Here is a 19,446-nt window from a genome sequence, read left to right as displayed (position 1 = left end):
ATAACACTATTCCTGCTCTGGGGCTTTTTTCTTAGCCCCTACTTTAGGCTCTTCCCTCGCCATCAAGCGAGTAATATTTGCTCTGTGACGGAAAATTATCAACACGGTTAAAAAGGTAACTGGCAAGGTATACAAAGGTTTTATCCACCAAGTATAAAGAGGTGCTAACGAAACCGTAACCAGTGCTGCAAGCGATGAATATCGTGTGATAGCAATAATTATGAGCCAGGTTGCGATCAGCATCCCACCTAGCGATAAACCAATGGGTAATAACGTGCCAAAAGCGGTCGCGACAGCCTTACCACCTTTAAAGCTAAAAAACAGCGGATACATATGCCCTAAACAGGCTGCCACACCAATTAAACCTAGCATTAGCGGGTCTATTTTTAAAAAGTAGGCACCCCAGACAGGGATGGTTCCTTTTAAAATATCAAAGACAAGAACTAAAACAGCGGGGACTTTTCCCCCAAGGCGATAAACATTTGTAGCACCAGGGTTATTCGATCCATGACTGCGTGGGTCTGGTAGTTTAAACAGCCGTGATACAAGGATAGCGGAAGAGACCGATCCCAGTATGTAAGCTAAAACTAACATTAAAACTTCTAACACGCGCTTCCTTATTTTTTAATCTGCACTTTTGGGCTATCATTGGCGGCAAAACCATCTGCCGCTCTCATCGAGTAGAATGTAAGCACCTTATTGCAATGCATCTATCCGTTATTGTAGGGGTAATTTTTATATATTAAAACAGTATGACAGCTTATATAGCGCATTATTGTTATCAATAAGCGTTTAGTATGAGGAGTTGTTTTAATATTCATGTCACTTGGAGTATCAATGGACAAGGTATATATATCACAACTACATGTAGACACCATTATTGGCGTGTATGATTTTGAAAAAGAAAGTAAACAAAGCCTGTATTTTGATATCGAAATGTTATGTGATATTTCTGCCGCAGCGGCAACTGATGATATAAATTTAGCACTTGATTACGCCAAAGTGAGTGAACGAGTGATTGAGCATACAACGGCAAAACCAATTGAGTTACTTGAAACTTTAGTTGAGCAATTAGCTGCCATTATTTTAGCTGAGTTTGCGACTAACCAAGTCACTATACGTGTTAGTAAACCAGCCGCAGTACCACAAGCGCAAACGGTGGGAGTTGAGATCACCCGTCGTAAGGCAAACTAACCATGGCGCAAATTTTTATAAGCTTAGGCTCTAATGTCAATAAAGAGCATTATCTTCGACAAGCGCTTATTGCCTTAAAGCCTTTTTTTCCAGACTTTATACATTCGTCTGTTTATGAAAGTGAAGCGGTGGGGTTTGCAGGTAGTAATTTTTATAATTCAGTGGTCGCAGCAAAAACAGATATGCCATTAGCTGAACTATGTAAACTACTGAAAAAAATTGAGCTTGATAATGGCCGCACTCGTGAGGATAAAAAGTTTAGTCCTCGCACATTAGACCTTGATTTATTGTTTTATGATGACATTATCTGTGATTCGCCTGCGCAATTACCGCGGGATGAAATAACCAAAAATGCGTTTGTATTGCAGCCTCTAGCTGAAATTGCTCCTGATTTTTATCACCCCGTAGCTAAGCTAACTTTGGCTGAGTTATGGAATAATTATAATAACCCACAACAAAAACTATGGAAGGTGGAGTTTTCTAACCCATGAGTATTATTGAGATAATTGTTTTAGCCTTAATTCAAGGATTGACTGAGTTTTTACCTATTTCGAGCTCAGCACATTTAATTTTACCCTCACAAGTTTTAGGTTGGCACGACCAAGGCTTGGCATTTGATGTTGCGGTACACGTAGGTACGCTAGGTGCTGTGGTACTGTATTTTCGTAAAGAAGTGGTGGATATTCTCGGTGCGTGGTTTAAATCGTTTGGTTCACAAGGGGCAACCGATGATAGTCGTTTAGGCTGGTGGATTATTGTTGCGACCATTCCAGCATTATTAATTGGTTATTTATTTAAAGATTTTGTGGAAAGCTACTCGCGTAATGCCTGGGTTATTGCTACTTCAACCATCGTATTTGGTTTGTTACTTTGGTATGCCGATGTAAAAGCAAAGCAAGTTAAGAATATTTACCAAGTAAACTTTTTCAGTGCGCTTTTATTAGGCTTCTCGCAAGTGCTCGCTATGGTATTTCCTGGTACATCCCGTTCAGGTATTACCATTACTGTGGGCTTAATGTTGGGTCTAAACAAGCAAAGCGCCGCACGTTTTTCGTTTTTAATGTCAATTCCAGTTATTGCTGCAGCTGGTTCATATTATGTGTATCAGTTGGCTACAGCGGGCGAGGCGATTGATTGGCATGCAATTCTATTAGGCGCAGGTTTATCATTTGTATCGGCTTATGCATGTATTTTCTTTTTCTTAAAAGTGATTGAGCGCATGGGCATGATGCCATTTGTTATCTATCGCTTACTATTAGGTGTAGGTTTGTTTGCATTCTTAATGCTGTAAAATAGGCTTTAAACTTAATTAAAAAACACCTCAAGTTGAGGTGTTTTTTTATGTCGGCTATTTGGCAATACTCTAATGCCGTGTAGTAATGGTAAGTAAAGCTTATATTTGGCATTATAACGCCTTACTTATCTCTTATTCATTTTGCTCAGGACAGTAGATGCATATTCACATTCTTGGAATTTGTGGCACCTTTATGGGTGGTATTGCCGCAATCGCTAAATCGTTAGGTCATACAGTGACAGGCTCTGATCAAAATGTGTACCCGCCGATGAGCACGCAATTAGAAGAGCTAGGGATTACACTCACCCAAGGTTATGACGTTGCCCAACTAGAACCCGCGCCAGATATGGTGGTGATAGGTAATGCTATGAGCCGAGGCAACCCTTGCGTTGAATACGTACTTGATAAAGGCTTGCCTTATACTTCTGGTCCAGAATGGTTAAAGCATAATTTACTGCAAAACTCTTGGGTGTTGGCTGTGGCCGGAACACACGGCAAAACGACTACAGCCAGTATGCTGGCATGGTTACTAGAATACGCAGGAATGAAACCGGGCTTTTTAATTGGTGGTATCGTACAAAACTTTGGTGTGTCTGCCCGTGTAGGCGAAACGCCATTTTTTGTTATTGAAGCCGACGAATACGACACGGCGTTTTTCGATAAACGCAGTAAATTTGTACATTACTTACCACGCACCTTAATTCTAAATAATCTTGAATTTGATCATGCTGATATTTTTGAAGATTTAAACGCGATAAAGAAACAATTTCACCACTTGATGCGTACATTACCCTGTAGTGGCAAAGTGATTTGGCCAAGCCAAGACGAAGCACTACAAGATGTGATTGAACGCGGCCTTTGGAGCGAGAGCGAAACACTGGCGGGTGATTGGGATTATCGCTTACTTAAAGCTGATGGTAGTGAATTTGAAGTGCTACTAAATTCACAAGTGCAAGGTGTTGTCAGTTGGCAAGCTATGGGCGAGCACAATGTCAAAAATGCCATTATGGCCATTGCAGCAGCTAGACACGTAGGCATCGCGGTATCAGTCAGTATTGCAGGCTTAGCTGAGTTTATCTCTCCTAAGCGCCGTATGGAGCTTAAAGCCGACGTTAACTCAATAAAAGTGTATGACGATTTTGCCCATCATCCAACGGCAATTAAAACGACCTTAGCAGGTCTACGTGCAAAAGTAGGCACTGAGAAGATAATTGCTATTTTAGAGCCTCGTTCAAACACTATGAAAATGGGCGTGCATCAACAAACCCTGATTGATTCACTCGATGCAGCAGATGATGTGTATTTATTTGAGCCAGAAAATTTAAGCTGGTCACTTAAAGAGTACGCAGACAAAGCAGGTATGCATTGCATGAAAAGCACTGAGGAAATCATTACTCAGGTTGTTGGCAATAGTGCGCCGTCACAACATATTTTAATTATGAGTAATGGTGGTTTTGAAGGTATTCATCAGCGTTTAATCACTGCCCTTGAACAAAACTAACCAGTATACGGAGCTTAACTGTATGCAATTTAAAGATAAAATAACGTTAGCTTTTAGTGGTGCCTCAGGGGCCCCTTATGGCTTAAGGTTATTAGAAGTATTACTTGAACAGCAGTTTCAGGTGTATGTACTGATCTCAAGTGCGGCAAGAGTGGTCTTTGATACAGAATCGAATATCAAACTTTCAGGTAATGAAGACAAAGCGACAGAGCAGCTGAGTACACTTTTTAATGCCGCTCCTGAGCAACTTAAAGTATTTGGTAAAGACAACTGGTTTAGCCCAGTTGCATCCGGCTCAGCTGCGCCGAAAAAAATGGTGGTATGCCCTTGTAGTGCAGGTTCAGTATCTGCAATTGCGGTCGGGGCATCAGATAACTTACTCGAACGCGCTGCTGACGTGGTTATTAAAGAGCGTGGGCAGCTGATTTTAGTTCCGCGTGAAACGCCATTTAGCGAAATCCACCTTGAAAACATGCTGAAGCTAGCACGACTAGGCGTAACTATTATGCCTGCGGCACCGGGGTTTTATCATCAACCAGAGCAGATTTCAGATTTGGTTGATTTTATGGTGGCGCGAATTTTAGATCATTTAAACATTGAACATACTTTGACGAAACGTTGGGGTTATGGAGAGGGCAAACAGTGAGCGAAAAAACGATCGCATTAAATATTGAAGGCCTAAAAAAGGTTTATAAAAATGGTGTTGAAGCCGTAAAAGGCATTGATTTACAAGTTCAGCAAGGCGACTTCTTTGCCTTACTTGGACCAAACGGGGCAGGTAAATCAACCACTATTGGTGTTATCTCATCGTTAGTGAATAAAAGTGCCGGTCGTGTCCAGGTATTTGGTCACGATATTGATACAGACCTTGAAGCTGCTAAGTCTGAACTTGGCTTAGTACCGCAAGAATTTAATTTCAGTCAGTTTGAAACACTAAATCAAATTTTGGTTAACCAAGCAGGCTATTACGGTGTACCAAGAAAGCTGGCGCATGAGCGTGCTGAAAAATACTTAAAGCAGCTAGGTTTATTTGAGAAAAAAGATAAACAAGCGCGCACCCTTTCAGGTGGTATGAAACGCCGTTTAATGATTGCTCGTGCACTGATGCATGAACCTAAATTACTCATTTTAGATGAACCAACAGCGGGTGTTGATATTGAGCTACGCCGCTCTATGTGGGATTTTCTTCGCGAGATTAATAAGCAAGGTGTGACCATCATCTTGACCACCCATTATCTAGAAGAAGCCGAGCTGTTATGTAAAAACATCGCGATTATCGACAGTGGTGTGATTGTTGAAAACACCACCATTAAAGCGTTACTTGCCAAGCTTGATAAAGAAACTTTCGTACTTGATTTAAAGCAACCAGTGCAGCCAATTAGCATTGAAGGTTATAAATACACACTGACCGATGATCACACTTTAGAAGTTGAAGTGGCGAAGTCACAGGGCTTAAACCAGGTGTTTAGTGCGCTGACTGAACAAGGTAATACTGTGCTGAGTATGCGAAATAAAGCAAACCGTTTAGAAGAGCTGTTTGTAGGGTTATTAGAACAAGGGCGAGGCGAATAATGTTTAAATATGGAGTAGCGCTAAAAAGTATTTGGATCAAAGAGTGTATTCGCTTTTTACGTATTTGGGTGCAAACCTTAGTTCCGCCGGCAATCACGATGAGCCTGTATTTTGTGATTTTTGGTAATCTGATTGGTTCTCGTATCGGTGATATGGGTGGCTTTAGTTATATGGAGTTTATTGTCCCAGGTCTGATTATGATGTCGGTGATCACCAACTCTTACTCGAATGTTGCCTCGAGTTTTTATTCGACTAAATTTCAAAAAAGCATTGAAGAGCTCTTAGTTGCACCAGTGCCAAACTACATCATTGTACTTGGCTACATGGGCGGTGGTATGACACGAGGTATGCTGGTTGGTTTAATTGTTACCTGTGTCTCTTTGCTATTTGTTGATATTCAAATTCATAATATTTTTGTGATTATGGCTACGGTTATTTTAACGTCGGCTGTATTTGCGTTAGGTGGACTTATCAATGCAATTTATGCTAATAGCTTTGATGATATTAGTATTATCCCGACCTTTATTTTAACGCCGCTGACTTATCTCGGTGGGGTGTTTTACTCTATCACCTTGTTGCCAGAATTTTGGCAAGGCGTATCGCAAGTAAACCCAATTATTTATATGGTGAATGCATTTAGATATGGTTTCTTAGGTGTGTCTGATGTCGATTTATCGGTAGCATTTGGTGTACTTGGTTTATTTATTGTGGGTTTATTTACGTTAGCATTAACCCTTATTAAACGTGGTGTGGGGCTTAGACACTAATGACGGATGCAAATTCGAGAAGTATTGTATCGAATCAACCTGGCTTACATGAAAAGCTAGACGAAATTGTTTTAAAGCACTTAAGTGCTGAATTTAAAAAGCCGATTGCAGAGCATACGCAAGCAGCTTTTGATCAGGTAAACGAAAAGGTGCAGGCATTTAACGGGCCTATTATTCTTGATTCGTGTTGTGGTGTGGGTGAAAGCACCGCTAACTTAGCTAAACGTCACCCTGATGCATTGGTGATTGGTATTGATAAGTCATCACATCGTTTAGATAAGCATGATATTGAATACAAGCAAACAGATGCAGGGCAGTACATTTTAGTACAAGCTGATTTAAATGATTTTTGGCGCTTAGCGGTGGCTGCAAACTGGCAACCGAGTCATCATTACTTGTTGTATCCAAACCCTTGGCCAAAAGCAAAGCACTTGCAAAGACGCTGGCACGGCGCTGCAATTTTTCCGTATATCGTTAAATTAGGCGGCCGCTTAGAGCTGAGAAGCAACTGGGATATATACGTAAAAGAGTTTGCTCGCTCATTAGAGCTTGCAGGGCATAAGTGCGATGTTGAGCTGTATGAAAGCGATACTGCAATTACTCCATTCGAACGTAAATATTGGGCCAGTGGTCAACAAAGTCACCGTTTGGTGATCAACCTTTAATGAATATAGGGGGTCGGTGGTGCAAAGTGACTCCCTTGCATTAAAGTAACACCCGCTCGAGCAAGCGCGTCAGCTATTTGTTCGTTATCAACTTGCTCAGCAATTACATCTAACTTTAATTGCTGAGCATATTTCACCAAGTTTTCAATAAACAGATAGTTATCAGTATTGGTATGAATTTGGCTCACCAACCCTTTATCTAGCTTCAAGCCATCAATTTCTAGCTTTCTAATGTGGGGTAAGTTTGAAAAGCCCGCGCCGAATTCATTGATAATAACCTGAGCACCTTTATTTTTTAGGGTGTTAATAAAGGTTTTTACTTCACTAAAGTAAGCAATGGCATCACGCTCATAAAACTGAAAAATAATATTATGAGGCTGCGGATAGCGCCTAAGTTGTAACTCTAAAAACTCGCTTAAGCTTGGGTCGAGAATATCTTGTGCGGTAATGTTGATACTCCATCGCACATTGGTTTTCCTAAACTGCTCAATGCAGCGAGTAAACATGGTGCGCCTTAAAAGACCGTCCATACGTGAGCGCTTTAGCACCATCATAAAGTAATCTGGCGCATGAATACGACCTGTAGCACTGGCCATTCTGGCTAGGCATTGATAATGGTCAATGTGTTTGCTTTGGTTATTATAGACCGCTTGAAAGTAAGGTACGATGCGATTGTTATCGAAGGCTTCTTTTACTTCTTTGGCAAGCGTAACATTGCTTCTAAATTTCTCTTCAACCTGCTTAAACACATTTTCATAACGTACAATACGCTGATTATTAAGCTTTGCTTGCTGCAGCGCAACATGGGCATTTTCAATCAGCATTAATTTATTACCTGTAGCAATACCTGCATACAAGCTCACGTAGATATAAGGCTCTTTCAACGCAGGAATTGCATAGTTAAAAGCATTAATAACATCATCGATATTACGCTCATCACTATGCGTTCGTAATAGCGCAATTTTATTCGTTGCTAATCGATAGACAAACCCTTCGCTAGGCATCCTTGATTGAAAATAGCTAAGCAAGTTACCCATTACTTTGTCGCTCACTTCAGTGCCATAAAAACTGCTAATATCTTCTAACTCATTAATGGCAATAACTGCTAGCTCCATACGGTGTTTGGTGGTTTTCTTTATGTAGTATTCCAGCGCGACATGGTTAGCAAAGCCGGTGCGGGCATCTGTTGAGAGGGAGCGTTTTAGTTGTAAAAAATACAGCCCAGCAATTAGCGCTGCAATAAAGAAAAAGAAACAGCCTGTGATCATTGCACGGGTCACACTGTGCTGCAGTTGCTGATTTAAGTCACTAATGGTTATGTCGGCACCCGTTATATAGGTGTGACCATTATCATCGACAAAAGTGACAAAGATGCTTTTAAAATAGCCCCATTGATCTTTTGATACCTCAAATACAGGCTCTGTTGAAAAAAAAGCTTCTTTGTTAAGTTCTGTCGCTTCGGGGTAGGCATCTAGAAACTGTGTTACGCGGCCATTGTTTTGATCTTTTTGCGTGTAACTCGACGCACTAAAGTAGACTTTGCCGTCGCGCAGTACCATTGCGTACACATAGGCAAGCTGCATTTGTTTTGCATACTCAGATAGGGCTCGGCTTTTGTCTTTATATATTGCCGAAGAGATTGGTAAGCCCGCATTAACTATATTGTGATAGTCATCACCTAGGATATGTTTGACACTGACCGCGGCATTAAGCAGTTTGGTATCGATATTTTCCATGATCTCACTACGCGTGGTTTCATAGGTGTAATAGATATAGCCAAATAAGCTAATAAAAAATGCGGCGAAGCCATATAGCAGCCAGCTGGTTTTTTGCATTCCTTTGGGCATAGAGGTTCCCTTAGCAGTTATCGTTTGATTATACTCAAAAAAAGCGTGTCTGATAGTATAAAATGACTGCAAATTTCATTAACCGATCACTTTTTTGTCATCGAAATTAGCGCTTTTTTGCTTTATGCGAGACATTTTCGTGATATTCCAGTAAAGTTAGCCAATTTCGTAGAAACAGTGCCGCAAAAGTGCTTACCCAGATGTCCCATCATCGGGTGCATTTTTAGCTGCTAATTATGGGTATTAGGATGGATCAAAAGCGTTGTGCCGTCGCCTCTAAAGAAAGCTTGATTCGTATTTTTACGGTGCCAGAAGCACCAGACTCGACATTAAGTAAAATCGAATCTGAAATTTCTAGCAACTTAGCAGGGTTCTTAAATGAGAACATAGCTGCTATCGAAAAGCCTTTGCACGAAATTGAAAAAGACTTTCAAACGGCTACTATTCCAGAAGAGCCGACCTTTGTATCTGACTATGCTCAAGACATTATGGAGCAGTTGGTTGCTCATTCTGTTCATACCGCTGCGCCGAGCTTTATTGGCCATATGACCTCAGCATTACCGCATTTTGTGTTACCGCTTTCTAAGTTAATGGTCGGTCTTAACCAAAACCTAGTAAAAATTGAAACTTCAAAGGCATTTACGCCTCTAGAAAGACAAGTTTTGGGCATGATGCATCACCTTGCTTATGGTGAGGACGACAGCTTTTATAGTAAATGGATGCACAGTGCGAAAACGTCATTAGGCGCATTTTGTTCAGGTGGCACTGTCGCTAACATTACTGCTTTATGGATAGCCCGCAACCGTTTATTAAAAGCGGATGGTGACTATAAAGGTATTGCTGCACAGGGTTTAATCGCTGGAATGCTGCATTATGGTTATAAAGGCTTAGCTGTGCTTGTTTCTGAGCGAGGCCATTACTCATTAGGCAAAACCGTTGATTTACTGGGTATTGGTCGCGATAACATTGTCGCAATTGCAACCGGCGAAAATAATAAAGTTGATGTCGATGCGATGCGTAAAAAGGCCCATGAGCTTGAAGCCTCTGGCATTAAGGTAATGGCACTTGTGGGTGTTGCAGGGACGACTGAAACAGGCAGCATAGATCCACTAAATGAAATGGCTGATTTGAGCGAAGAACTTGGCTGTCATTTTCATGTCGATGCTGCATGGGGTGGTTCAACCTTATTATCTTCAAATTACCGCCACCTATTGAGCGGTATCGAACGTGCTGATTCAATAACCATTGATGCACACAAACAAATGTATGTACCAATGGGGGCTGGTCTGGTGTTATTTAAAGACCCAGCTGCGACGGATGCTATTGAGCATCATGCGGAATATATTCTTCGTAAAGGCTCAAAAGATTTAGGCAGTCATACCCTTGAGGGCAGCCGCCCTGGTATGGCAATGTTAGTGCATGCTTGCTTACGTGTTATTGGCCGTAAAGGCTACGAGATGCTAATTGATCGCAGTATCGTGAAAGCCCGCACTTTTGCCGACATGATCAAGCAGGATGAAGACTTTGAGTTAATCTCAGAGCCTGAGCTTTGCTTATTAACCTATCGTTACGTACCAAAAGAAATCCAAGCGAAGCTTAAAGATGCTGACGAAGAAACGAAATTAGATATTTACGCTTCGTTGAATCGCTTTACTGCAAGCATGCAAAAGCGTCAGCGTGAAGCGGGTCGTTCTTTTGTATCGCGTACTCGTTTAACTCCTGCAAAATATGACCATCAACCCACCGTGGTATTTCGCGTTGTATTAGCCAACCCGTTAACCTCTAAAGCAATTCTAAAAGATATTTTAGCGGAGCAAAAAGAGCTGGCGAAAACTGATCCGGTATTTAAAAAGTACTTGAGTAAGTATATGGATTAGAAAAGGGAGCGTGATGCTCCTATTCGCTAAAGCAGCTTGCTTTAATCATGTCACTGATAATAGCTTGCGAAGGTTTTATTTTTTCCATCGCCAAAAACTCATCTGGCTGGTGGGCTTGGTTAATTGAGCCAGGTCCCATGACGATGGTTTCACAGCCAAGCTGTTGAATAAAAGGAGCTTCGGTACAATAGTTTACAGCGACAGCTGGTTGACCCGAGATTTTTTCGGCCAGTTTTACTAATGCTGTATCAGTGCTACCACTAAATGCTGGGATAGGTTCATGCATGTCGATAACGCTCACTGCATTTGGGTATTGGGCATTAATCTCTTCTGCGGCTGTTAGCAAAATCGCTTGTAGTTCTTGCACACTTAAACCAGGTAAAGGCCGCATATCAATGTGCATTTCACAGCAGCCACAAATGCGGTTGGCATTATCGCCACCATGGATATGGCCAAGGTTCAAAGTAGGGTACGGAATTTCAAAGTGCTCAACTGAATATTTATTCTTTAATTCTTCTTTGATGATTAACAATTTTGTAATCATTTTATGCATGACTTCGATGGCGTTTAAACCACGTTCAGGATCTGAACTATGGCCTGAGCGACCAATTACTCGGATCGCTGTACTCATATGGCCTTTATGAGTAAATACTGGTGTCATATCAGTTGGCTCACCAATAATACAGCGCGCTGGTTTTAAGTCTGGGTGGCGGCAAATTTGTTGTGCACCGGCCATTGTGGTTTCTTCATCGGCTGTGGCTAAAATTAATAGTGGCTCTGTTTGTTTAGTTTCATCGAGCTCACTAATTGCTTGCAATACAAAGGCAAAAAAGCCCTTCATATCAATACTACCTAAACCGTAAAGTTTATTGTCATGTTCGCTGAGTTTAAACGGATCGTAATTCCAGCGGCTATCATCAAATGGCACTGTGTCAGTATGACCTGCAAGCATTAAACCGCCATCTCCTTCACCGCGCTTCGCTAATAAGTTGTAACTGCCTTTACCGTTTTCAAGCTCTGTGATTTCACATGTAAAACCAAGGCTTTCGCACCAGTTTGCGAGCAAGGTAATAACCCCTTTATTGCTCATGCACAAAGAATCTTCAATCGCACTAATTGAAGGGGCAGCAATTAGCTGCTGATACATAGATATAAAAGAGGGTAGCGACATAAAAAAATCCAAAAATAATTATTCAATCTAATTGCATAACAATATAAAAGTATTTATGATGAATATCAATTCACTTTTTAAGCATAAATATTAGTAAAGCTGTACGATGAACACGAAACGACGATAACCTGATTTCATTACTTTAGACAGTGTTTTTATTCGCAATTGAGCGAGTAATTTTAGGCGTATCGATAAACAGATTTAATAGGTAAAAGTAAGCAATGAATGTAGTGATTATTGGCGCGAGTGGTTATAGCGGCGCAGAGCTGGCAAGTTTAGTTGCTAAGCATCCAAAACTGACCCTTAAAGCATGTTATGTGTCTGAAGGGAGTTTAGATAAAGGTAAATTATTAAGCGATTTATACCCTGAGCACCTTGGATTGTTAGAGTACACACTGCAACCTCTAACTTCTGAAGCGTACAAAGATATCGAAAGCAATGCTGACTATGTATGCCTGTGTACAGATCACAAGGTCAGTGTTGATCTTGCTCCCCAATTTTTAGCCATGGGTAAAAAAGTATTCGACCTATCTGGTGGTTTCCGTTTAGCTGGGAATGAGGATTACCTAACTTATTACGGTTTCGCACATGAACATCCTGAGCTTTTAGAGCAAGCAGCATATGGTTTAGCTGAATGGAATAGCGATGCGATTAGTAAAGCAAACCTTGTTGCTGTAGCGGGTTGTTACCCAACAGCAGCACTTAATTCTTTAAAACCACTTAAAGAAGCGGGTTTATTAGCTGATCAAGCCATTATTGTTAATGCGGTGTCAGGTGTTACAGGCGCTGGTAGAAAAGCCAGTGTTAATACTCACTTTTGCGAAGTGTCACTTGCTCCTTATGGCTTGTTTAACCACAGACACACACCTGAGATTGAGCAGCACCTTGGTCACTCTGTGCTATTCACGCCACATTTGGGTAACTTCCCCCGTGGAATTTTAGAAACTATTTATGTGCAATTAAAACCAGGTGTAACTGCAGAGCAAGTGAGCACGGCATATCAAGTGTTAGCAAATGAGCCTTTAATTCGTTTACTTGGCAATAAAATTCCAAGCATTAAAGGCGTAGCTAAACAACCATATGTTGATATTGCATGGCAACAAAAAGGTGAGCAACTCATCGTTATGTCAGCGATTGATAACCTTCTAAAAGGTGCCGCTGGGCAAGCATTACAGTGCATTAATTTAGCCATGGGTGAACCTCACCATACTGGCTTAGTAGGAGCGCTGTAATGAAAACTTGGATCATTAAAGTCGGTGGTGCTGTGTTAAATAGCGCAGATGCCGCAAAAGCGCTTTTTGATGTTTTAGCCTCTGAGCAACAAGATAACTTTGTCATTGTTCATGGTGGTGGTGCCTTGGTGGATGCTTGGCTTAAAGACGCCGGCTTTGTGACTGCAAAACATCAAGGTCTACGTATCAGCCCAAATGAGCAAATGCCATATATTGTTGGTGCTCTTGCCGGTTGTGCCAATAAACAATTGATGAGCCAAGCAATCAGCGCTGGCCACAAACCTGTGGGTTTAAGCCTTTATGAAGCGGGTGTACTGGTATCTGAAAAACTTAAAGTATTGGCGCAAGTAGGTCAGTGCTCAGGTAGTTGTGACAGCGTGCTACCTAGCATGCTTGAACAAGGTCGTTTACCCCTAGTGAGCTCTATTGGCTTTGGGGAAGATGGCCAATGGTACAACGTCAATGCAGATGAAGCTGCAGCGGCTATCGCTAAAGAGCTTAATGCAGAACTTATTTTTATGACAGACGTAGAAGCTGTGCTTGATGCCAATAAGCAGCCTCTACATCAACTTAATACGCAGCAAATCGAAACACTTATCCTTGAAGGAGTCATTCAGGGCGGGATGGAGGTCAAAGTAAAGACCAGCCTTCTTGCTGCCCAACATTTACGACGTGGTGTGTATATCTCAAGCTGGCTGAAGCCAGAGAACTTAGTCGCTTTATTAAAAGGCGAACATGTAGGAACGAAAATTACACCATAGGTATTTCATGTTAAAGAATTTCTTAAATGGTCTTGAATTAGACCAAAAAGGCGCACTTAAATTACTAAATTTAGCGCAAAAAATTAAAGCAAACCCAGCTGACTTCAGCCAAGCATTAGCGGGCAAATCAGTGGTTACATTGTTTGAAAAGCCAAGTTTACGTACTCGTTTATCATTTGATATTGGTATTAATAAACTAGGTGGTCACGCAGTTTATTTAGATTCACAAAATGGTGCCATGGGCGCTCGTGAATCAGTTAAAGACTTTGCTCTTAATATCTCAACTTGGGCAGATGGCATTGTTGCTCGTGTGAATGCACACAAAACACTGACCACGCTTGCTGAGTATTCATCGGTGCCTGTTGTTAATAGCTTATGTGACTTATATCACCCGTGCCAAGCGCTTGCTGACTTTTTAACGCTGCAAGAAGTCCATGGCGATGTTAGCAAACTAAAGCTTGCTTACTTAGGTGAAGGTAACAACGTCACACACTCTCTAATGTTATTAGCCGCTACTTTAGGTACTGATTTTGTTGCAGTTTGTCCTAAAGGTAGTTCGCCAGATTCGCAAATTCTTAAGCAAGCAGAGCAAATTGCAGCAATGAATGGTGCCTCTGTCATGGTGAGTGACAGAATTGAGGCGGCAGTTGGCGCAAATGCAGTCTATGCTGATACCTGGGTTTCAATGGGTGATAAAACACCGCTTGAGCAGGTTAAAGCTAAATATATGCCTTATCAGCTTAACCAAGCCCTACTAGAGAAAACCGGTGCGCAAACGGTACTGCATTGTCAGCCAGCGCATCGTGAGTTTGAAATTACCTCTGAGGTAATGGATGGCCCAGCATCAAAAATTATCCAACAAGCAGAGAATCGTATGCACGCGCAAAATGCTCTACTTGTCACATTATTAAATCCAAATTTTGTTTAAGGAACACCAATGAGTTCAATTAAAAAAGTCGTATTAGCCTATTCTGGTGGTCTTGATACATCGGCAATCGTGCCATGGTTAAAAGAAAACTACGGCTGTGAAGTAATCGCGTTTGTTGCTGATGTTGGCCAAGGCGCAGAAGAGCTTGAAGGCGTTGAAGAAAAAGCCATAGCTTCAGGTGCGTCGGAATGCCATATCGTTGACTTAAAAGACGAGATGGTCAGCGACTATATTTACCCAACTTTAAAAACGGGTTCTATTTACGAAGGCACTTATTTACTAGGTACATCTATGGCGCGTCCAATCATTGCTAAAGCGCAGGTTGAAATTGCCCGTAAAGTAGGTGCTGATGCGCTTTCACATGGTTGTACTGGTAAAGGTAACGACCAAGTACGTTTTGAGTCATGTTTCGCAGCCCTTGCACCAGATCTAAAAGTGATTGCACCATGGCGTGAGTGGGACTTATCAAGCCGTGAGTCATTACTTGATTACTTAGCTGAGCGTAATATTCCATGTTCTGCGTCAGCAACAAAAATTTATAGCCGTGATGCGAATGCTTGGCATATTTCTCACGAAGGTGGTGAGCTTGAAGATCCATGGTGCCAACCAAGTGATCAAGTATGGACTTGGACTAACTCGCCAGAGCAAGCACCCAATGAAGCAGAATATGTAACATTAAACGTTGTTGAAGGTGAAGTGGTTGCTGTTAATGGTGAATCGCTTAAACCATATGACTGCTTAGTTAAATTAAATGACATTGCTGCTCCGCATGGTGTGGGTCGTGTTGATATCGTAGAAAACCGCTTGGTGGGTATGAAGTCGCGTGGCTGTTATGAAACACCAGGGGGCACTGTGATCATGGCTGCTCTTCAAGCTATTGACGAGCTAGTGCTAGATAAATCAAGCCGTAAATGGAAAGAAGTACTTGGTGGCGAGTTCTCTCACTTAGTCTATGACGGTCGTTGGTTTACGCCATTAAAAGACTCGATTCTTGCAGGCGCTGAATCACTGTCTAAGTTAGCAACGGGTGAAGTAGTGCTTAAGCTTTATAAAGGCCAAGTCACTGCGGTACAGAAAAAATCACCGAATAGCTTATACAGCGAAGATTTCGCAACCTTCGGCGAAGATGATGTATATGACCAATCACATGCAGAAGGCTTCATTCGTTTATTCTCGCTTTCAAGCAGAATCTCAGCACTAACGAAAAAGTAATTTAATTATTGCCCTGCATTGCAGGGCAATAGCCGAATTTGGAGACAGTTCAATGGCACTATGGGGCGGACGTTTTTCTACGGGTCCAGATGAAGCGTTTAAACAATTCAACGATTCACTTCCTTTTGATTATCAACTTGCAGAGCAAGACATTATTGGTTCAGTTGCTTGGGCTGGAGCGTTAAAACAAGTAAACGTTTTAAACCAGCAAGAATACGATGACCTAGTTGCAGCACTTAATAAGCTGTTAGATGAAGTTAAAGCGAACCCACAAGCAGTTGCTGTAGCAGGACATGAAGATATTCATTCTTATGTTGAATCAGCACTGATTGATAAAGTGGGTGACCTTGCTAAAAAGTTACACACCGGTCGTAGCCGTAATGACCAAGTAGCAACAGATTTCCGTTTATGGTGTCGTGATACAGCTGAGCATATTCTTGAAGCAATCGCAGAGCTGAAAGGTGAGTTTATTGCCTTAGCTGAGCGTGAGCTTGGCACTATTTTACCTGGTTACACACACTTACAGCGCGCCCAACCTGTGCTATTTAGTCATTGGTGTATGGCCTATGTTGAAATGCTTGAGCGTGATGAAAGCCGCTTAACCGATGCCAAAAATCGTATGAATTATTGCCCACTTGGTAGCGGTGCATTAGCCGGGACTGCGTACCCAATTGATAGGCAAACTCTTGCCGAAGGGTTAGGTTTTACCGGTGCCACACGCAATAGCCTTGATGCTGTATCAGATCGTGATTTTGTAGTTGAGCTATTAAGCTGCGCATCGATTTCGATGATCCACTTGTCGCGCATGGCTGAAGATTTAATTTTCTATAACTCTGGTGAAGCGGGCTTTATTGAGCTTTCTGATGGGGTGACATCAGGTTCTTCACTAATGCCGCAAAAGAAAAACCCAGATGCACTTGAATTAATCCGTGGTAAAACAGGCCGTGTTTTTGGCGCATTCAGTGCCATGATGATGACACTAAAAGCCCTACCACTTGCTTACAATAAAGATATGCAAGAGGACAAGGAGGGCTTATTTGATGCGATGCCAACTTGGCTGGCATGTATTCATATGGCGCAAGCGTGTATCAAAGGCATTAAAGTTAATGCAGATAAAACATTAGCAGCTGCAAAAGGTGGTCACTCAAATGCGACTGAACTTGCTGACTATTTAGTGGCTAAAGGTATTCCATTTAGAGAAGGTCACCACATTGTTGGTACGCTCGTGCAAATGGCTATTGCACAAGGGAATAACTTAGAAGATTTAAGTTTAGAGCAATTTAAGTCTGTGCATAGCATTTTCGAATCAGATGTATATCCTGTATTAGAATTAGACGCCTGTATTAAAGCAAGACAAGCTCTGGGTGGCACCTCTGTTGAGCAAGTAACTAGTGCCATCAAATACGCAAAAAAAAACAGCAAATAGCGGTACGTGACGCAACCTTAAATGATGTTGAGTCTATTGCTAAGCTAATTCAGCATTGGGCTACGGTAGGTGAAAACCTACCACGAGCTAAAAGCGACATGATTCACTCAATTAATGAGTTTGCTGTCACTGAAGTTGAAAACCAAGTTGCAGGCTGTGCCTCGCTGTATATTTACGACACTGGCCTTGCTGAAATTCGCTCGCTCGGGGTGGACCCCGAATCACGAATTGCCGGCCAGGGGCGTCAACTTGTTGAACATTTGCTAAAAAAAGCCAAAAGCTTGGCGCTTAGTCGGGTAATTGTCCTGACAAGAGTGCCAGAGTTTTTTGCAAGCCAAGGTTTCAGCTTTTGTAGCAAGGACAGTTTGCCAGAAAAAGTGATCAAAGATTGTGAGCTTTGCCTTCGCAAAGAGAACTGCGATGAAGTGGCAATGGAATATATTTTAAAGCCAAGTAATAGCGCGGTGATCCCGTGTAAACACGTGGCTTAAATTCCCTGGATGAGAAAAACGCACGGTTACCCCTGTGCGTTTTTTTATGCCTGAAATTTAGATTTGCTGACTTTTATGATCAAAAAGATCAAAATTTATAAAAGTTGGATCGTTAATTGCTTTTATTATCAGCGCGGTGGCAACGTCGCGATGAAGTATAAAAAAGCGTCAAAAAAATGAGAACGCTTAACTCAGCTTGCAAGCTATTGTAAGCTGTACTGAAAAAACAATTAACTTAAAGGAATTAACTTATGCAAGTTTCAAACAATAGCCAATTGCAAATGCAAGCTTACAGCCAAATGCAACAAACAAAGCCAGCTATGGAACAAACTACTAGTAATAAAACCCTGCAATCTGATACAGTAACTTTATCAAGTGAAGCCATGGCTTTATCTGGCGGTGCTGAAATCCAACGCGGTGGTATCATTGTATTAGATCCGGATAAACGCCCAAATTAATTACACTATGAGTAAAAGATGTATTTAACAGAACATTTTGGTTTATCTCTTCCTGCAATGGTTGTATGGGGATTAATGATGGCATTTTTTTTTAATGCCTTTCTCTGGATTGCAAATGCTAAAAGAAATAATGTTCTGTTAATGCTATCGCTCGTTGTTTTTGCATCATACTTTACAAGTGATCATCTATTCTCTTGGTTCGATAATTCAAGTGTCTACCTTAGTTGGGCTATCTATGATGTAATTACCCTAGCTGTAATTTTTAGTTGTACCTACTTTATTAAGGGTGTTAAGTCACCAGCATTTACCTATGTAATTTTTGTACTTTGCTCAAATACGATACTTCAATTATTGATGTATTATGATTTACATATTACTGGTAATGTAAGTCCTTGGTTCTTATGGGACTTTTACTCATTCACCGTCTACTTACTCGATTTTACGATGATTATCGCACTCATCGTTGATAGAGATATCTTGGGTCTAAATGCGTTAAAGAACCGCTTTTTACGTACAGGTAAGTCAAAACAACTTCAAAAGCAGTTATAGAACTTAAAGATGTATATAGATGCTTTTTTGGGGGACTTGTTAGGGGCCTTCATAGAGTGGGGCTTTTTGATGGCCTTTTTATTTAACTTAGCGGTTAATATCAATAAAACAGATAGTAGAGTTCTTGTTTTATCTTTTATTATGATGATTTCATACTTCATCAGCGGCTTCGTTAAACTCTCTGTTTATAGTTATTTGAACAGGTTTTACTTTGACTTACTCACTATAGCTTTAGTCTTATCTTGGATGTATTGTGCCAAGGTAGCTAACTTTTGCGGAACAACATATATCCTCTTCGGACTTACTCTCAATTCCATCCTAATGTTATCGATATACATCGATATTTTTATATACGAAAACAAATCTGAATGGTTTCTTTGGACTTTGTACTCATTTGGCGTAAACACTGTAGATGTCACTATGATTCTCGTGTTGCTTTTTAATAAGGATTTTCTAAAGCTTCATCGTGTTGTATGCATGAATTTTTCAAAAGAAAAGGTG

At 41.1% G+C, this 19,446-nt stretch carries 18 protein-coding genes and 1 pseudogene; 16 read left to right on the top strand and 3 right to left on the bottom strand.

Translation table 11 applies throughout. From position 1 onward, the window contains the following. Positions 1-6: 6 nt before the first annotated feature. Entirely contained in the window at positions 7-609 is a 603-nt protein-coding gene (plsY, locus tag VRK28_RS05950) for a glycerol-3-phosphate 1-O-acyltransferase PlsY (RefSeq protein ID WP_062566425.1), read from the bottom strand. A 228-nt stretch (positions 610-837) separates the two neighbouring features. On the opposite strand from plsY, the gene folB reads away from it, so the two are divergent. The 8 genes from folB (at position 838) to trmB (ending at position 6,993) form a co-directional block, all read left to right on the top strand. Then, entirely contained in the window at positions 838-1,194 is a 357-nt protein-coding gene (gene folB / locus VRK28_RS05945; protein ID WP_062566424.1) for a dihydroneopterin aldolase, read from the top strand. Between the two features lie 2 nt (positions 1,195-1,196). Further along, positions 1,197-1,685, top strand: a complete 489-nt coding sequence (gene folK / locus VRK28_RS05940) for a 2-amino-4-hydroxy-6-hydroxymethyldihydropteridine diphosphokinase (protein ID WP_062566423.1) — start codon at positions 1,197-1,199, stop codon at positions 1,683-1,685. Next, on the top strand, positions 1,682-2,485 hold the full coding sequence (locus tag VRK28_RS05935; protein ID WP_054560951.1) for an undecaprenyl-diphosphate phosphatase: 804 nt from the start codon (positions 1,682-1,684) through the stop codon (positions 2,483-2,485). Before folK ends, VRK28_RS05935 begins: the two co-directional genes overlap by 4 nt. A gap of 160 nt (positions 2,486-2,645) precedes the next feature. Continuing rightward, positions 2,646-3,989 carry a UDP-N-acetylmuramate:L-alanyl-gamma-D-glutamyl-meso-diaminopimelate ligase gene (mpl, locus tag VRK28_RS05930; RefSeq protein WP_062566422.1) on the top strand — a complete coding sequence of 448 codons (1,344 nt, stop codon included), beginning with the start codon at positions 2,646-2,648 and terminating at the stop codon, positions 3,987-3,989. A gap of 22 nt (positions 3,990-4,011) precedes the next feature. Further along, on the top strand, positions 4,012-4,635 hold the full coding sequence (locus tag VRK28_RS05925) for a flavin prenyltransferase UbiX (protein WP_054551081.1): 624 nt from the start codon (positions 4,012-4,014) through the stop codon (positions 4,633-4,635). After that, positions 4,632-5,561: an ABC transporter ATP-binding protein gene (locus VRK28_RS05920; protein ID WP_054551082.1), complete on the top strand. Its 930-nt coding sequence runs from the start codon at positions 4,632-4,634 to the stop codon at positions 5,559-5,561. The genes VRK28_RS05925 and VRK28_RS05920 overlap by 4 nt, the downstream gene beginning before the upstream one ends. Then, positions 5,561-6,328 carry an ABC transporter permease gene (locus tag VRK28_RS05915; protein ID WP_036970898.1) on the top strand — a complete coding sequence of 256 codons (768 nt, stop codon included), beginning with the start codon at positions 5,561-5,563 and terminating at the stop codon, positions 6,326-6,328. Before VRK28_RS05920 ends, VRK28_RS05915 begins: the two co-directional genes overlap by 1 nt. Then, positions 6,328-6,993, top strand: a complete 666-nt coding sequence (gene trmB, locus VRK28_RS05910; RefSeq protein ID WP_062566421.1) for a tRNA (guanine(46)-N(7))-methyltransferase TrmB — start codon at positions 6,328-6,330, stop codon at positions 6,991-6,993. Before VRK28_RS05915 ends, trmB begins: the two co-directional genes overlap by 1 nt. Here the strand turns inward: trmB and VRK28_RS05905 are convergent. Continuing rightward, positions 6,990-8,840: a bifunctional diguanylate cyclase/phosphodiesterase gene (locus VRK28_RS05905; RefSeq protein WP_062566420.1), complete on the bottom strand. Its 1,851-nt coding sequence runs from the start codon at positions 8,838-8,840 to the stop codon at positions 6,990-6,992. The genes trmB and VRK28_RS05905 overlap by 4 nt on opposite strands. A 248-nt stretch (positions 8,841-9,088) precedes the next feature. On the opposite strand from VRK28_RS05905, the gene panP reads away from it, so the two are divergent. Further along, positions 9,089-10,717: a pyridoxal-dependent aspartate 1-decarboxylase PanP gene (gene panP, locus VRK28_RS05900; protein ID WP_054560945.1), complete on the top strand. Its 1,629-nt coding sequence runs from the start codon at positions 9,089-9,091 to the stop codon at positions 10,715-10,717. Positions 10,718-10,736: 19 nt separating this feature from the next. Here panP and argE read toward each other — a convergent pair whose 3' ends face one another. Then, positions 10,737-11,888, bottom strand: coding sequence for an acetylornithine deacetylase (gene argE, locus VRK28_RS05895; RefSeq protein WP_332393615.1), 1,152 nt, complete (start codon positions 11,886-11,888; stop codon positions 10,737-10,739). A 221-nt stretch (positions 11,889-12,109) separates the two neighbouring features. Here argE and argC point away from each other — a divergent pair, with 221 nt between their 5' ends. The 7 genes and pseudogenes from argC to VRK28_RS05860 all read left to right on the top strand — a co-directional run bounded on the left by argC (position 12,110) and on the right by VRK28_RS05860 (position 18,945). Beyond that, positions 12,110-13,120: an N-acetyl-gamma-glutamyl-phosphate reductase gene (argC, locus tag VRK28_RS05890; RefSeq protein WP_062566418.1), complete on the top strand. Its 1,011-nt coding sequence runs from the start codon at positions 12,110-12,112 to the stop codon at positions 13,118-13,120. Further along, on the top strand, positions 13,120-13,881 hold the full coding sequence (gene argB / locus VRK28_RS05885) for an acetylglutamate kinase (protein ID WP_054560942.1): 762 nt from the start codon (positions 13,120-13,122) through the stop codon (positions 13,879-13,881). The genes argC and argB overlap by 1 nt, the downstream gene beginning before the upstream one ends. Positions 13,882-13,888: 7 nt before the next feature. Further along, positions 13,889-14,809, top strand: coding sequence for an ornithine carbamoyltransferase (locus tag VRK28_RS05880; protein ID WP_055198268.1), 921 nt, complete (start codon positions 13,889-13,891; stop codon positions 14,807-14,809). A 9-nt stretch (positions 14,810-14,818) separates the two neighbouring features. Continuing rightward, positions 14,819-16,021, top strand: coding sequence for an argininosuccinate synthase (locus VRK28_RS05875; protein WP_054551091.1), 1,203 nt, complete (start codon positions 14,819-14,821; stop codon positions 16,019-16,021). A 52-nt stretch (positions 16,022-16,073) separates the two neighbouring features. Further along, positions 16,074-17,938, top strand: a pseudogene (gene argH / locus VRK28_RS05870) (argininosuccinate lyase). A gap of 251 nt (positions 17,939-18,189) precedes the next feature. Next, on the top strand, positions 18,190-18,396 hold the full coding sequence (locus tag VRK28_RS05865) for a hypothetical protein (protein ID WP_062566416.1): 207 nt from the start codon (positions 18,190-18,192) through the stop codon (positions 18,394-18,396). Between the two features lie 75 nt (positions 18,397-18,471). Beyond that, positions 18,472-18,945 (top strand): hypothetical protein, encoded by a 474-nt coding sequence (locus tag VRK28_RS05860; protein WP_156426502.1) that lies wholly within the window; start codon positions 18,472-18,474, stop codon positions 18,943-18,945. Positions 18,946-19,446 lie beyond the last annotated feature (501 nt).

The sequence above is a fragment of the Pseudoalteromonas sp. P80D2 genome (assembly GCF_036680945.1).
GTDB lineage: Bacteria > Pseudomonadota > Gammaproteobacteria > Enterobacterales > Alteromonadaceae > Pseudoalteromonas > Pseudoalteromonas shioyasakiensis.
The sequence above is the reverse complement of the archived record's forward strand: the minus strand, read 5'-3'. Positions and strand labels throughout refer to the sequence as shown.

Bases quoted from the DNA above. Each gene is read 5' to 3' on its own strand.
- VRK28_RS05865 (WP_062566416.1), top strand. From the start codon at position 18,190: ATGCAAGTTTCAAACAATAGCCAATTGCAAATGCAAGCTTACAGCCAA.
- argB (WP_054560942.1), top strand. From the start codon at position 13,120: ATGAAAACTTGGATCATTAAAGTCGGTGGTGCTGTGTTAAATAGCGCA.
- VRK28_RS05905 (WP_062566420.1), bottom strand. From the start codon at position 8,840: ATGCCCAAAGGAATGCAAAAAACCAGCTGGCTGCTATATGGCTTCGCC.
- mpl (WP_062566422.1), top strand. From the start codon at position 2,646: ATGCATATTCACATTCTTGGAATTTGTGGCACCTTTATGGGTGGTATT.
- VRK28_RS05880 (WP_055198268.1), top strand. From the start codon at position 13,889: ATGTTAAAGAATTTCTTAAATGGTCTTGAATTAGACCAAAAAGGCGCA.
- argE (WP_332393615.1), bottom strand. From the start codon at position 11,888: ATGTCGCTACCCTCTTTTATATCTATGTATCAGCAGCTAATTGCTGCC.
- panP (WP_054560945.1), top strand. From the start codon at position 9,089: ATGGATCAAAAGCGTTGTGCCGTCGCCTCTAAAGAAAGCTTGATTCGT.
- VRK28_RS05915 (WP_036970898.1), top strand. From the start codon at position 5,561: ATGTTTAAATATGGAGTAGCGCTAAAAAGTATTTGGATCAAAGAGTGT.
- VRK28_RS05875 (WP_054551091.1), top strand. From the start codon at position 14,819: ATGAGTTCAATTAAAAAAGTCGTATTAGCCTATTCTGGTGGTCTTGAT.
- argC (WP_062566418.1), top strand. From the start codon at position 12,110: ATGAATGTAGTGATTATTGGCGCGAGTGGTTATAGCGGCGCAGAGCTG.
- folK (WP_062566423.1), top strand. From the start codon at position 1,197: ATGGCGCAAATTTTTATAAGCTTAGGCTCTAATGTCAATAAAGAGCAT.
- trmB (WP_062566421.1), top strand. From the start codon at position 6,328: ATGACGGATGCAAATTCGAGAAGTATTGTATCGAATCAACCTGGCTTA.
- VRK28_RS05925 (WP_054551081.1), top strand. From the start codon at position 4,012: ATGCAATTTAAAGATAAAATAACGTTAGCTTTTAGTGGTGCCTCAGGG.
- VRK28_RS05935 (WP_054560951.1), top strand. From the start codon at position 1,682: ATGAGTATTATTGAGATAATTGTTTTAGCCTTAATTCAAGGATTGACT.
- folB (WP_062566424.1), top strand. From the start codon at position 838: ATGGACAAGGTATATATATCACAACTACATGTAGACACCATTATTGGC.
- VRK28_RS05860 (WP_156426502.1), top strand. From the start codon at position 18,472: ATGATGGCATTTTTTTTTAATGCCTTTCTCTGGATTGCAAATGCTAAA.